The following is a 15169-nucleotide window of genomic DNA, read 5'->3' on the forward strand; positions in this document are numbered from 1 at the left end:
ATTATCGCCTCCCCAAAAAATGTATATTCTGCTCTGTGTTGCCATAAACTCTGTTTTCATGAGTATATACATTCAGACTAGTGTCACGAGCGAAACCAACAGCAGTAATTTGCAAATCATCAGCAAGCTTCAATGCAAGATCTGTTGGTGCTGACTTGGCTACCAATAGCCCTGCACCGATTTTGGAAACTTTTAATACTACCTCAGACGAAATTCTCCCACTGAACAAAATACATTTATTTTTCAGGGTTAGACGATTTCGCAATATATAGCCATACAGTTTATCAAGCGCATTATGACGTCCAATATCAATATAAGAAGCTATAATTTTATCACCAGATGCCAATGCTGCCTGATGTACACCTCCTGTTCTATCGAATACTTCTGACCTGGAGTCAAATTCCTTCATTAATTGATAGATTTGCTCAGAAGAAATTTTTGTATTAGACATGATAGTTTTAGCAGTTTTTACATCCTGTTTTAAATAGAATTCCCTGCTCTTCCCACAGCATGAGCCAATCCATCTTTCCGTTCGTTCAGGAATTGAAACTGGGATTGACAAATCAACATATGCAAAGCCCTTAACTTCATCAATTGATAGATTTTCCACTTGATCAACTGAACGGATAAGTCCCTCAGATGCCAGATACCCAAACGTCATTTCATAGATATCACTTGGTGTGCAAACAATTGTGGCATACTGCTCTCCATTAATCGTTATTGTAATAGGGGCTTCTTTGGCAATCTCATCCTCTTCTGTTGCTTTTAAATGCTGATTATACTTCGTTGTCTTCCATAACGACAGGGTTTTATCATTCACTTTTAATACCCCTCCTTGTATCCGCTTACATTTTCTTCTTTAATAATAATTACCCCATTCAAATTACGTTTAAAACAGCTTAACTTAATTACTGAATATTATAACATATTCAGTAGTATAAAAAGACATTCCGTATGAACCGATGTAGTTCAATTTTGAGTAAGGGCGATGAATTGCAGCTTCAGGATATTCCGAATAGTTCTTAACTGCTAATAAAAGCAGTTCAATTAAGGAAACAAGTTCAGTTTTTGACTGAGAAGGCAAAAAAACTATTTAGGAGTATAAAACGCATAAGTTTGTGACTTAAACTGGAAGGATTCTCGGAATTAGGATCCGCCAAACAGTCGACGTGAATCCTCATTCCGTTAAATAGCAGAAAACGTGCTATCGGAAGGGTGAGACGGATCCTCGTTCCGCTATATGCAGAAAATCAGCTAAATTTGAGGTAAAAATGGTAAATAGCGGAACGAGGATCCGCCTCCAAGCCAAAAACGAGGGTTTTCAAGGAAATAACGGAATGAGGATCCGTCAAATCAGTAAACCGGACCTCATTCCGTTAATAAAAGGGTTCTTCAACAATAGGGGCAAGACATATGCTAATTATTCTTTCTCTCCCAAAACTAAACTGCTTAATTTCTAATATAGTTTACCTTGCTTATATAGAATTGTTGATATTTTCATTACAGCATGAATATAACAGTTCTGCCGCAACGGAAACGGATCCCCAAAAAATTGTGGAAAGATTGTATCAAACGTTTGCTGCATTTTATCAAATAAACGCTTAAAGATTTCTTCTTCACTGAAAAATTGCGTTTCTCGGCCTTGCAGCCATTCAAAATAAGAAACGATGACACCACCAGCATTTGCTAAGATATCAGGAACAATAATGACACCTTTTTCACTCAGGTATTTATCTGCTCCACTGGTTACTGGTGCGTTTGCTCCTTCCACTACGATACTTGCCTTTATGTCTTTCATGTTTTCCTGATGCACCTGATCTTCCAGGGCAGCCAAAAATAATACATCAACATCCAGACCTAATACGTCATCACGATCCTTAATGGTAGCTTTCACATCAGCTTCTTTTAACTGTTCTTCATCAACTGGAAGATCCCCACCACTATTGGAAGTGAATTTAACAAGGCCCGGAATATCCAAACCATCGGAATTATATAGCGTTACATTCCGATCACTAACTGAAACAATTTTATTATTCAAATGTTTGCATTGAAAAGCCTCAAGTGCGGCAACAGAGCCAACATTACCAAACCCTTGTACTGCCATTGTCAGTGTTTTATCCATATGTTTTAAAGCTGTTTTTGCAAAAACATTCTCGCGTTCTGAGAGCCACTTTTCCTGATTCTTAACAAAGTTATGGATCATGTAGCGAAATGCGAAATAAACACCTTTACCAGTTGCTTCCCTCCGTCCTAATGACCCACCATTCTCTACACTTTTGCCAGTAAAGCTGCCACGATATGGGCTTCCAGGACGAATACTTTTATATTCACCCATCATCCAGTCCATTTCACGGTCACCTGTACCAACATCTGGTGCTGGAATATCTTTATCAGGTCCAAGAATTTCACCAAAATACTGTACATATTTTTTACAAATCATATATAATTCTTTGACACTATAGTCTCTCGGGTTAATAACAACTCCGCCTTTTCCACCACCAAACGGTACCTCATGAAGCGCATTCTTTAGTGTCATGAGTGATGCAAGGTTAATCACTTCATCTTCATTAACAGATTCATGAAAACGAATACCACCCTTATATGGACCAAGAATATTATTATGCTGAACCCGAAAAGAAGGCACACGTGTTACCTTTCCATTTTCGAGTGCAATTCGTAAAAAGGATTTGTTTACATGGTTAGGAGTGGATAAGATAGATACCAACGACGTAAATGCCTTCTCACGTGTTTTGTCCGTCAGTTCTGGTAAAAAGGATTTATCATCCAATAAAGCTTCTAGCGACTCCTGAACAATTTTTGTGGTACTGTTTGCCATATTGAAAACCTCCATCAGTAGTAAATTTTTCCTAATTTATTAAAGTGTATCAAACAAATATACGATAAACTAATAATACTGTTCTACTTGGAGGATTTACTTGTTTATATACAATTATTCAATTCCTTATAAAATTAAAACAGCAAAGACGGTAGAAATGATTAAACCAAGAATAACCGGAACAAAGTTTTTCCGGACCAAATCCATAACTGAAACGCCACAAAATCCAGCAATCGCAATCATAGAGGACCAAGCAACAATTGTACCTCCACCGGTCCAAATTGAACCCATTTGGCCAATGGCTGCGAGTGTTCCAGAGTCAATAGCCGAACTTTCTAGAGAAGCAGCAAGAGCTCCAGTCAGTGGCAAACCTGAGAACCCTGATCCATCCAGCCCAGTAATAATACCAATAATCAATACACTAAATGCTGCAAATAACGCACTTTGCGGTAAAAAGGCCTGTGAGGATTGTACAAGGTCAAACAGTAATCCGGGCGCTTTTTCACCCACACCTAGAATACTTCCGGAGAAGTCTGCACTGCCAAGGAAGAAGAACCCTGCAATTGGAATAACCGGACCCATTGCCTTAAAAGCAAATACAAAGCCATCTGTAATATGGTTACTAATATAATCAAGTGCATGGTGTCGACCAAAGGCGACCGTAGATAATAACAATAAGATTACAGCAACGCCACCAATAAATGCAGCACCATCCCCACCTTCAAAACCACTCATTCGTCCTGATAAAAGTTTTGTATACATCATGTAGATTACTACTGTCAAAAGGGCAATGGGAACAAGTACTGCAAATACTTTACTCCACGTATTCAGATGTGTTGAATGTGCTTGATTCGTTGACTCCTGAGTTGCCTGTAATGCCTCCAGCTCTTTTTCATTCAGTTCACTGCTTTTTGAGCGGATTGTTTTTCGATAAAAGAGATATGCTAACCCTATTGCAACTGCGCCAGTAATAACAGATAGGATTAATGCCTTATCAGCAACCAAACCAACATCGATTCCGGCTGATTTTGCTGATAGCCCTGGAGCAACCTGAACAATATAATCAGAAGATAACGCCATTCCCTGTCCAGCCAGCGCAACAGCAACTGCTGCAGTTAACGCTGGGAGTCCCGAGCGGATGGCTGCGGGTACCAGCAATGCACAAATAAGCGGTACTGCCGGTGTCGGCCAGAAAAAGAGCGAAATTACATAGGTGACAGCGATTAATACAAAAAATGAAACATGGCCATTTATCATTACTTTTTGGATTGGCTGGATCATTCTTCGATCGGCACCCAAATCACGTAATGAATGAAGTAATGCCATCATAAAAGTAATGATCAGAAATATACTGAACAGTTCTTTTGCTGCAACAAGATTGGCATTAAATATGGCGGTAAAACCGTCGATTAAACTCCCGTTATAAACCCAGGCAATCACAAATGTCCCAAGTAACGAAGGAAGCACAACACCTCTTCTGAAAATCATTGTGAAAATAATTATTAGTGTAAATATACCGTATAGCCAATGCGATATAGTTAGCTCCACCGATAACACTTCCTTTCTTAAGTGTGCTATAGCCTATGCACACTGAAAGAAAGCGGTGAGAGTTTATTCCAATGTTAGTTGCCTATTTTGATTCCTTTTCATTAGCACATTCATTGCAAAGTAGCTTTCCATTTTGTTGAACACCGTCAAAAAAACCATCCTTGCAATATACGTTTTGTCCACATGACTGGCACTGTCCGATTAATTCTTTCATAATAATCACCTCTGCCTTAAGTATAAAAAAATAGCCCTTATATTACAAAGGACTATTTTCTGTGAACGGATTTTATTAATTTACGATGCAGTTTGCATTAATGTTTTTGGTTGTTTGTAGAACAATAGAAAAACAATAATTGTACAGATGATAAAGGATGGCAGCATGTAAGATCCACTGTACAGTAACGAATATAACCAGACTGGCTGGCCTTCTGGTGCATATTGCCCAAAGAACACGATACCGGCTGTAAAATGTGCCAAAAAGCGTAGTGCTGACCCTATAAAAACACCTGACATAATTAGGAAGAAGCTTATCTTCGCTTTTCCTTCCTTGACAGCATGTTGAACTGGTTTAACAAATATTCCTGCCATACCAATTAAAGTGAAAGCAACAATATAATCAAGAAATCCCTGGACAGGTGTTAAAATTATTGGTCCGGACATTACGACCTGCATGACTCCTAGCAGGAAGCCAGCCACCAGACCACCTTTCAATCCCCAACGGAAAGCCATAATGAATATGGGAATCATAGCAAAAGAAACAGATCCACCCTGTGGCCAAATAGAAAACTTTAAAAAAGGAATTATATCCAACAGTAATGCCATGGCAGCAAATATTGCCACCTCAATCATAAATAACGTGCGCTTTGAACTCATTTTAGATTACCTCCCCCTTTGAATAAATACAAAAAAAGCAATGCCAAGGGGAAGCTTCCTGATGGGGAATCCGCTCACAACATTGCTTTTTATTCCATCAAAAAAGCCACCATCCCTACGTTAGTACTAACTAACAGGTTCTAAGGGTAAGAACTAGTATCACGTTCACTCTCAGCCAAACGGCTCCCCCTGTAGGCTTCTATTATTCTGCTTTTTTCATTACATTTATTATAACGTATCGATTTACAATTGACAACGGTTTCTTATTTAGCTGAAACAATAGCTCCTGTATTTGGATGCGCATATATTTGAACCTTGCCAAAATCCCGGGTTTGAATAAGGTAGACATGTGCCTGCGGGCTGCCAATAACTTTATACGTTAATCCACCAAATTTATCAGGGCGTAAAAAACCTTTTTCATTACCTTTAACCGGCGTTGCATCTATTGGATAAACTCGCCAGCTTAAAGCTTCCGGTGGCAGACTTAAGTATTTAGTAAGTGTTTCACTAACTCCATTACCTTTATAGGAAAATCCACTAAACGTGCAAAATGCCCTTACAACAGATTCAGCTAACTCCTGCCAATGATCCTTTACCTGGTCAACATCATCACCTCGTGAATCGGCAAAACCATACTCAATTATGTTTGTTACAACTTTTCCCGTGTCACGATTCATATAATAAAAGTCGCGTGCACGGTCATTTGGCAGTGTTCTTGTAAAAATCCTGCGTATATTTTGACCTGCATGCTTTAATTCAAAAGCTATCTCTTCGGCCATATCCTCTCCACCATAGATAGAATGAATAATCTCGCCACCATCCCCTCCACCAGCATTGATATGATTTGAATGACAATACCTTGCACCACTATCCCGAACAATCTTAGTTCTTTCTGCCGGTGATAAGGTGACATCCTTCTGCCGTGTAATAGCAACCGGAATTCCTAACTGCTCATACCGTTGATACTGATAGAGTGAAATAGATAGATTCATATCTTTCTCAACCCAATACCGATTGGATCCACCACCTGGGTCTTTTCCTCCATGACCTGGATCAATTATTAAGACTGGTTTCATTTAATTACCTCCATTTTTGCCTATTAGGCCTTTTTCCTGTATTACTTCTTTTTGCTTCATGCCTGTTTTAGTTACATAGTTATTTTTAAACCAAGCGGAAATTGATGTTACAACCAGGAATGAAAATGACATTACTTGTTCCAACATTTCACTATCAATCGGTAACGGGGATTTTCCAAACATAACAAGACATTGGTTCACAAGGGCCAAAAGAAGTGCAGCCGTTCTTATTACAGTACCTTTATCCACTTTTTCACCTCCGGTAAGAAATTTGTCTTACATTAGTATTTTCAAATTGGTGTAATAATGGAACGGCTAATGTAAAGGGCAATCCAAATTATCTGTTCTACACAAACAATCGAACCCCAGGCTTAAAAAGTGGCATTAGAACAGAAAATTTTGGTTTATCGTAAAGGGGTTTTGTTGAAAGCTTATTTAGGAGACTTGGTTTCGCCCAGTAAAAAATAGATATACATAATTATCTGCACAAACAAGAGGTCAGGACAAAGGTGTTTCAGTCAAAGGAAAATCCGAACTAAGATTCAAATTCTTAAAATAGAATTCGAATTAGTTCGGATTTATTTTGGAGTTAAGAAAGCACCATGGCTGCTAAAATGCTTAGCCACCACCTATCATGAAAATTATTTTGCATATAGCAGATTTGAGGTTTTGCGGACACTAGGGACGTTATTTAGCAGAAATCCACGAAAATGGGGGTGTTTGCGGACACCAGAGACCTTATTTTACATAAATACATTCAAATAACCATGATATAAGTGAAATAAGGGCTTCTGTGTCCGGATAACTTCGAGAAGGTTTCTTTTATATAGAAATAGCGTCTCCTGTGTCCGTTAAAATCAAGTCAGAGAGGTTTTTTCATATTTCTTACTGCATAAGTGCTACTAAACATTCACCAAAAGGCTTGGCGAATGTCTAGTTTTCTAATGTTGCATATTAGATATAAACTGCGAAGTAGACTGAATGTAAGTGTTGTTCTCTAACCACGCAGTTGGAATATACTCGCGCACCTAGGGCTCACCACGAGCCTCCTCGCTCGCAAAGAACGCTCCCTGTAGGGTCTCTTAGGATCGCTGTCCCACAGAAGTCTCGCATATTCCAACTGCTGGTTTAGTCGTATAAAATCTTATTTTGTTAAGTTCTAGTGAGCAATACATAGCGAAGGAAATACACGTAGACTCCTGTGGGAGCCGTGGCCTAGATGAGACTACGCAGCGACGTAGGAGCAAGGAGGCTCATCAGCGCCCTAGGTGCGCGGAGTGTATTTCCGGAGCGGTATAGTAACACTCAAACTTTTTAAATAGTAGTTCGCAGTTTAAATCAACTACGTATTAGAGCCAGCCATTGAAAATGAACGTTCTAAACATCCTAGCCTATTATTAGTATAAGTAAAAAATTTTAGTCCTATCTTTTTCAGTATTATTTTCGTTTTCGTTCAATTGGTAATATACCATTTGTTATTTTATAAGCAATTGCACTAAAAGTAAGTACACTTATGACCAATACAACTAAAGCAATTATAAATTGAATAATCATACTGAATATATCATTAGATACAGCTGCATCAAAATAACGAACACTATTAAATAAGATATAACACCCGATTCCAACAACACCAAGGAATGAAATTGCTACCCCTGCTTGCTGCGACAATGACAACTTCTTCACAGTCTCTTTATGCTTAATTGTGATGTATATCATGTATCCAATTAAAATAATAGCTATCAAAACTACGCGATTCATTATGTCTAGTCCCCTATCTAATTAGTGAATGGGTGTATTTTTCTCCAGAGATTGCTTTAATGCCTGCAGAATATAACCAATTCCTCCATATTGTGAAAGAGGAAATGTCCGTGACTGATCATCATTAAAACACCCATTAATAACCGGTTTATATTTTTTTCCTGTTAAAACAACCAATTGATCAAACATATCCAGCTTCATGTCATGAACTTGTTCTCTCAACCTATCAAATGTAATTATCTGATCACTCTTTTGATTAAATGTCACATCGTATTGGCCATCAACAATATCATCTGCGAACAGAAAACCATGCTTGGCAGATAGTATCACCCATTTATCTGTAAACTGTTCGGCGTAACTTCTGCACAATTTATGTAATGTGCCAATATACGCTTCTTTTGCCGGTACAGCGCCTAAGTCCGGGTTTTTGTCCCATATTTTTTTCCTGCCACATGGAATTATACTTAACTGACTCATTTTTCACAACCTCTTAGTCTATGACTTCTGCTGTTTATTATAGCACGGTTAGATTGTTTAATAATATGAAAATACGGGTAAACATATTTTGAAATCAAAATTTTTATTTAAAAATTACTTGACAATACCTATTTATTATTTTAAACTAAGTTACATAAAGTAACTATTGAAAATTAACGGAGGGATTTTACATGGCAAGAACTACATGGAGTGTAGATACAGTACACAGTGAATTAGGATTTTCAGTTAAACATATGATGATTTCAAAAGCGAAAGGAAGCTTTGATGATTTTGATGCTGTTATAGAAGCTGATGTAGATAATTTAACAGATTCAAAAGTTGAACTAACAATTGATGCAAGCAGCATTAATACTCGTAATAAAGATCGTGACGATCATTTACGTTCAGGAGATTTCTTTGATGTTGAGAATTATCCAAAGATCACGTTTGTAGCAACAGACATCAAGAAAAAATCGGATAACAACTACGATGTTACTGGCGACCTTACTATTCGCGGAACAACGAATCCAGTAACAGTTGATGTAGTATTTGAAGGACAAAGTAAAGATCCAATGAGTGGTAATACAGTTGCTGGCTTTAGTGGCGGAACTAAAATTAGCCGTAAAGATTTCGGTTTAACTTGGAACGCTGCAGTAGAAACTGGTGGCGTACTAATTGGTGACGAAATTAAGATTAACTTCGAAATTGAAGCTCATAAAGAAGCGTAACCAAGACAGACAGGATGTCACCAAAAAGGTGGCATCCTTTTTTGGTGCCTGTCACTTCCCGGTTTTTAGCGAACATTGTCGAACGCACCAATATTAGTTAAACTCCAACCTCCCCTGTTTTATTTTCCGTAATTTGAGGTAAACACTACTATGGATACAATTCAAAAGGAGGATTAAAATTGGCCTTAAATGTAGCTCAAAAACTCATTAATAAACATCTGAAATCAGGAGAGATGGAACCAGGGTCGGAAATTAGCCTGGACATAGATCAAACACTAACACAGGACGCGACTGGAACTATGGTCATGCTGGAACTTGAAGCAATGGGATTGGACTACGCCAAGACAGAAGCTTCTGCACAGTACGTTGACCACAACCTTATTCAGGTAGATAACAAGAATCCGGACGACCATTTATTTTTAGAAAGTGCGGCACAACGGTTTGGATTGTACTATAGCCGTCCCGGAAATGGCGTTAGTCACCCAGTTCATATGCAGAGACTTGCTGTGCCAGGTAAAACACTCCTCGGTTCAGATAGTCACACATGTGCAAACGGCTGTATGGGAATGCTCGCAATGGGTGCTGGCGGAATTGACGTTGCTATGGCCATAACTGGTGAACCGTTCTTTATTAAAATGCCTGAAGTAATGGGGGTAAAATTGACCGGTGACTTACCAGATTGGGTGAGTGCGAAGGACGTAATTTTAGAAATGCTCAGACGATACGATGTTAAGGGCGGTGTCGGTAAAATAATCGAGTATTACGGACCAGGACTGGATAATTTATCTGCCATGGATCGTCATGTCATCGCAAACATGGGAGCAGAATTAGGTGCAACCGCTACAGTATTTCCATCAGACAATGAGGTGAAACGATTTTTAGCCCAGCAAGACCGCGAGGATGACTGGGTTGAACTGGTTGCAGATAATGGTGCCACTTATGACAGTTATGATGAAATCAATTTGTCAGAACTGGTACCGTTGATTGCCAAGCCATCCAGTCCAGGGAATGTTGTACCAGTCAGTGAAATTGCTGGAACCCCAATCTATCAATCATATATTGGTTCATCAGCTAATCCTGGCTATCGTGATTTTGCTGTAGCAGCTGAAATTGTAAAAGGACGGCGCATTGCGGATGGAATGTCATTCGATATCAATCCGACATCAAGACAAATGCTAACAAATCTCGTAAAAGAATTTCATATTGCCAGTTTATTGCAGGCAGGCGCCAGATTACATCAGGCAGGCTGTAACGGCTGTATTGGCATGGGTCAAGCTCCAGCTTCAGGCAGAAACAGCCTGCGGACAACACCACGGAATTTCCCTGGCAGATCTGGGACAAGTGAGGACAGTGTATTTTTATGTGGTCCAGAGACTGCAGCAGTATCGGCGCTGACAGGTGAAATAACCGACCCTAGAACGATGGATTTCGCCTATCCAAAAGTAAGTGAACCAAGTGATCCAAACGTAGAGGATCTATTAGATAGACCACTACCACCTGAAGAAGCAAATAGAGTAGATTTAGTAAAAGGATCAAATATTGTTTCCATTCCTGAAATGGGGGATCTACCAGATAAATTGGAAATTCCAGTTCTTCTTAAAGTTGGCGATAATATATCTACTGATGAAATACTCGCAGGCGGGGCACGCGTTCTTCCATACCGCAGCAACCTGCCTGAAATTAGTAAATTCACATTTGAAGCTGTTGATTCAACTTATGTTAATCGAGGCATGGAAAGTAAAAGTTCCGGAGGTCATGCTATAGTCGGCGGGTATAACTATGGTCAGGGTTCCAGTCGTGAACACGCTGCATTAGCTCCCCGTTACCTTGGACTACGTGCTGCCATTGTAAAAGACTATGCTCGAATCCATTGGCAGAACCTGATAAACTTTGGCATTCTTCCATTGAAATTTACCAATGATGCCGATTACGATAAGCTTACCCAAGGGGAAGTGCTGACTTTTTCAAATCTGCGACAGCAATTTATGGAAGGTGATAAATTGACTGCCACACTCGCTGATAAAGGTGAAGATATTACTGTTGAACATAACTTAACACCTCGCCAAAAAGATATTATTATGCATGGCGGACTGATAAATTGGATCAAAGAAAAGCAAGTTTAGTTCCCAGCAATATTAAAAGAGTGTGCTCCCCAATAAATTCGGAGCACACTCTTTTGCATTTTCATATGTTTAACTGCTTTCCCATCAAGCACGTTTCTTCATTAGCCACAAAAAGTATGGTGCACCAATTATTGCAACAAGTATCCCGGATGGTATCTCATTTGGAGCTAATAACGTACGGCTAAATAAATCAGCTATCACTAACAGCGCACCACCGACTAAAATCGTAACTGGCAGCAAGCGCTGATTTGACGGCCCTACAAGCAATCGAGCAGCATGTGGTGCAATAAGGCCAACAAATCCTATTGCCCCTACTGCTGCCACACTGAATGCAGCCAATAATGTTGCAATTAGAGCCAGCTGAAACCGTGCAGACATTATATTTAATCCTAATCCTTTTGCAGTGTCATCACCTAACGACAATGTATCCAGCACACGGATTCGTATTAACAATAACGGGAACAAAATTACTACAGGCCAAATCAGGAAATCAAGAAGTTCTGACCACCCTTTGGCATAAGTTGTTCCGGATAGCCAAGTAAGCGCCGAAGCAACTCCCATATCAGCCTGAACAACTAATATCTGGATAATAGCTGAACCAAACGCTGAAACACCTATTCCAAGCAAGGCCAAAATGGTAGGTTGAAATTGGGCGCGAATCGCCAAAATCATAACGAATACAAAAAATACAAATGAACCAGCCATTGCTCCAATCGGAACCCATACTGCAGAAACTCCAAAGACATACATTGTAAGCAGTGCCCCAACCCCAGCTCCTGAAGTAATTCCGATAACGGATGGATCTGCCAACGGATTTCGTAATACACCTTGAAAAATTAACCCGCTTACAGCAAGTATCATCCCGCTAAGTAATGCCACAAGTGCCCGAGGTAATCGTAAATCCACTATTAAGCCAAGCATAAAATCATTTGATTCACCGAAAAACGTATTCCACAGCAGTACTGGTTCAAAACCATAATTTCCTGATGCCAAACTAACGATCATAGTGAGGATAATAATACTGATCAATAAAGGAATTACTACCTTCAGTGGCATAGAAATAGTTTTTTTCCCAGCCATAACTGCTGAATTCTCTTCCCCATATTTTGACCGCTTCATCCGTAATACCAGATAAATCAGCCACGGTGCTCCAATAAGTGCCGTTATCGCACCGACCGGCAGTTCCGAAAATGACGGATCAATCACTCTAGCCAATACGTCAGCAAATAACAGAACATTTCCTCCCCAGATAAACGAGGCGATAACCAATGGCAAATGTTTTCGATAGCCAATTAGCTTTATAATATGTGGTGCTACCAGGCCGACAAATCCTATCGGCCCGACTACACTTACCGTTACTGAAGTCAGTAATACAGCTGCAACAATCGATACGAACTTAACGACGTTCACATTTTGGCCCAGCGCAACAGCAACATCATCACCCAATGTCAATGTATCCATCTTGAATGTAAATCCCAGAATTACTGCTAAACCAATTACTACAAACGGTAAGGAAAAATTCACACCGCTCCAATCATTTTGAACAAGCGTACCAGATCCCCATAAAAATAACCCAGCTGTTTCATTTTCATAAAAAATCTGCAGCACGCTGGTCAGGGAGGAAAACAGAAATGTAACAATCATCCCTGCTAAAACCATGCGTACCGGCGTGGCACTGTTACCACCTGACAATATAAACACGATTAAAAAGGTTAAAATACCGCCTAGAAACGCGACAATAATTCCATTTCCCACTAAAGCTGCCGGAAAGAAAACCGTACTAAATACTACTGCAAAATAAGTACCAGAATGAATTCCTAATGTACTTGCAGATGATAATGGATTTTTGGTTACTGTTTGCAGAACAACACCAGCAACTGCCAGTGCGCCCCCGGCAATAATGCCCATTACCGCACGCGGCAGCCGTAACATACGAATTGTATGATGCTGTAATGTATCCTCCGGTGCAAAAACAGAATCAATAATTGTACCAGTTGGAATAGATACACTTCCCTGATTTATATGTATAAAGGTTAATATGCATAAAAGCGCGGTTCCACCCCCAAAGGTTAGAACCGCAACCATAGATTTTCTTACTGCCTCATTCATCAAATCACTCTTTTACCATAGCATCGACTAACTGTTTTGTTAAAACTTCTGCTGATAACACACCACCAAATGTCCACGTATCTCCAGGTAATTGATGAGTATTACCTTTTTTGACAAAGCTTAAATTTTCCCATACAGGATTTCCTTTAAGCTGATTTTCGAAGATATTGTCTTCTTCCTGCACAATATACAGAAATTGGAGGTTATTCTCTTGGAAGTTCTGCAGCGCTTCCACCGTAACTTCGCTATACCCGTATACTTCTGTTTTGTCTGTTGAATAAGCATTCTGAAAGCCGAGTTTACTCATTAATTTCGCAACGATAGAATTCTCGGTGAATAACCTTAATGTCGGTGTGTTTTGTGCTGTAAATGCCTGTGTTGCAATGTATTTCGTGCCTTCCAGCCCTGCGTCAGCTACACGCTGCTTTTGTTCATCGACAAACTTATTCAAATCCGATAACGCTTGTTCTGCTTCTTCCTGTTTATCCATTATTTTAGCAATCGTGTTAAATTCGTCAACCATATTCTGATAATGGTCCTGCACAGCTTCTTCACCATATGGAGCAAACGTAACAACTGGAGCAATTTCTTTTAATTTATCCAGGTATTGTTCATGACGGAATTTAACCGCAATAATTAAGTCTGGATTTAATCGGGAAATAGCTTCCAGATTTGGTTCCTGACGTGTTCCCACATCTTTAACACTCTCATCAAATTCCTTATCAATGTTTACCCACTGATGAAAACCATCCAAATCGGCAACACCAGCTGGCTGCACACCTAGTGCCAAAAGATTTTCAGCATACGACCACTCAAGTGCTACTATTTTTTCAGGTGTCCCTTCAATTGTTTGTTCACCCAAAGCATCCTGGATTTTTACTTGGCGTTCATCATCCGAATTATTATTCTCATTCGCATTACCATCATCACTATTCCCACCACATGCAGCTAAAATAGACAATACTAAAATTAACATAAAAATGGCTAATTTCTTCATGTAAATCGCTCCTTTATACTGTTTGAATCCACTCGATGGAATTACGTATCGGTGTTCGTCCACGATTGCGCGGGATTCTGTTAGGGTACCCAATCTGAACAACAGCTATTAACCGGTGTTTGTTTGGTGATAAACCAATATCTCTTATAAATTCTTCATCTAAAAGTGTCGGCTTCGCTGTCCACATCGTACCAATCCCCTCCGACCAGGCTGCTAGCTGAAAATTTTGGATGAATGCACATACAGCAGCATAGTTTTCGTCATCTAGGTACCCGCCATTATCCTCTTTATCCATATAAAAAAGAGCATGGTGTGGTACGGACTTGAAAAATCGATCATACTTTTGTCGTGCTTTCTTCAACTTTTCATCTGAAAGAGTGTTTAAATATCCGTATCGTATGTAACTATCTACAATTTTTTCACCAAAGCCAGAACGTGCTTCATCTTCAAAAATTTTTATTCTCCATGGTTCTTTCAGGTGGTGATTCGGTGCAAATGCTGCATGGTCAAATAATTTAACAAGTAAATCCCTATCAACCTTTTCTTCTTTGTAATCAAGGATCGTGCGCCGGCTACGCATAAGTTCAATCAGATCGATCTTTCTCACCTACTCTTCAAACTAGCTAATTGATAAAGATTAT

General features: G+C 39.4%; 13 protein-coding genes and 1 riboswitch. Of the genes, 2 read left to right on the forward strand and 11 right to left on the reverse strand.

The genetic code is table 11. The features are described 5' to 3' along the window. Position 1 precedes the first annotated feature (1 nt). The 8 genes from fdhD to ACE1TG_RS16475 all read right to left on the reverse strand — a co-directional run bounded on the left by fdhD (position 2) and on the right by ACE1TG_RS16475 (position 8571). Positions 2–820, reverse strand: a complete 819-nt coding sequence (gene fdhD / locus ACE1TG_RS16440) for a formate dehydrogenase accessory sulfurtransferase FdhD (protein ID WP_375053494.1) — start codon at positions 818–820, stop codon at positions 2–4. A gap of 636 nt (positions 821–1456) precedes the next feature. After that, positions 1457–2836 (reverse strand): Glu/Leu/Phe/Val family dehydrogenase, encoded by a 1380-nt coding sequence (locus ACE1TG_RS16445; protein ID WP_375053495.1) that lies wholly within the window; start codon positions 2834–2836, stop codon positions 1457–1459. 126 nt (positions 2837–2962) lie between these two features. Then, the gene (locus ACE1TG_RS16450; RefSeq protein ID WP_375053496.1) at positions 2963–4384 is read right to left on the reverse strand and encodes a hypothetical protein; all 1422 of its coding nucleotides are present in this window, start codon (positions 4382–4384) and stop codon (positions 2963–2965) included. A 294-nt stretch (positions 4385–4678) separates the two neighbouring features. Beyond that, positions 4679–5257, reverse strand: coding sequence for an energy-coupled thiamine transporter ThiT (gene thiT, locus ACE1TG_RS16455; RefSeq protein ID WP_375053497.1), 579 nt, complete (start codon positions 5255–5257; stop codon positions 4679–4681). Positions 5258–5352: 95 nt separating this feature from the next. Further along, a riboswitch (TPP riboswitch) is annotated at positions 5353–5457 on the reverse strand. A gap of 63 nt (positions 5458–5520) precedes the next feature. Further along, a complete protein-coding gene (locus ACE1TG_RS16460) occupies positions 5521–6333 on the reverse strand; it encodes an N-acetylmuramoyl-L-alanine amidase family protein (RefSeq protein WP_375053498.1) in 813 nt (270 codons plus the stop codon). Further along, complete coding sequence (locus ACE1TG_RS16465; RefSeq protein ID WP_375053499.1) at positions 6334–6582, reverse strand: phage holin; 249 nt, start codon at positions 6580–6582, stop codon at positions 6334–6336. It lies immediately after the preceding gene. Between the two features lie 1188 nt (positions 6583–7770). Further along, the gene (locus ACE1TG_RS16470; protein ID WP_375053500.1) at positions 7771–8094 is read right to left on the reverse strand and encodes a hypothetical protein; all 324 of its coding nucleotides are present in this window, start codon (positions 8092–8094) and stop codon (positions 7771–7773) included. 21 nt (positions 8095–8115) lie between these two features. Then, on the reverse strand, positions 8116–8571 hold the full coding sequence (locus ACE1TG_RS16475; protein WP_375053501.1) for a DUF6884 domain-containing protein: 456 nt from the start codon (positions 8569–8571) through the stop codon (positions 8116–8118). 191 nt (positions 8572–8762) lie between these two features. Between ACE1TG_RS16475 and ACE1TG_RS16480 the strand changes: the two genes are divergently transcribed. Both ACE1TG_RS16480 and ACE1TG_RS16485 read left to right on the forward strand, forming a co-directional pair. Beyond that, positions 8763–9299, forward strand: a complete 537-nt coding sequence (locus tag ACE1TG_RS16480; protein WP_375053502.1) for a YceI family protein — start codon at positions 8763–8765, stop codon at positions 9297–9299. 179 nt (positions 9300–9478) lie between these two features. Then, on the forward strand, positions 9479–11422 hold the full coding sequence (locus ACE1TG_RS16485) for an aconitate hydratase (RefSeq protein ID WP_375053503.1): 1944 nt from the start codon (positions 9479–9481) through the stop codon (positions 11420–11422). An 84-nt stretch (positions 11423–11506) separates the two neighbouring features. On the opposite strand, the gene ACE1TG_RS16490 is transcribed toward ACE1TG_RS16485, so the two are convergent. From ACE1TG_RS16490 to ACE1TG_RS16500, 3 genes are read right to left on the reverse strand one after another with little or no spacing between them, the layout of a single operon-like run. Next, on the reverse strand, positions 11507–13531 hold the full coding sequence (locus ACE1TG_RS16490; protein ID WP_375053504.1) for an iron ABC transporter permease: 2025 nt from the start codon (positions 13529–13531) through the stop codon (positions 11507–11509). 4 nt (positions 13532–13535) lie between these two features. Further along, positions 13536–14528, reverse strand: a complete 993-nt coding sequence (locus tag ACE1TG_RS16495) for an ABC transporter substrate-binding protein (protein WP_375053505.1) — start codon at positions 14526–14528, stop codon at positions 13536–13538. Positions 14529–14541: 13 nt separating this feature from the next. Beyond that, entirely contained in the window at positions 14542–15135 is a 594-nt protein-coding gene (locus ACE1TG_RS16500) for a nitroreductase family protein (RefSeq protein ID WP_375053506.1), read from the reverse strand. Positions 15136–15169: the final 34 nt, after the last annotated feature.

This window comes from Virgibacillus sp. JSM 102003, from assembly GCF_041949995.1.
Taxonomy (GTDB): Bacteria; Bacillota; Bacilli; order Bacillales; family Amphibacillaceae; genus Lentibacillus.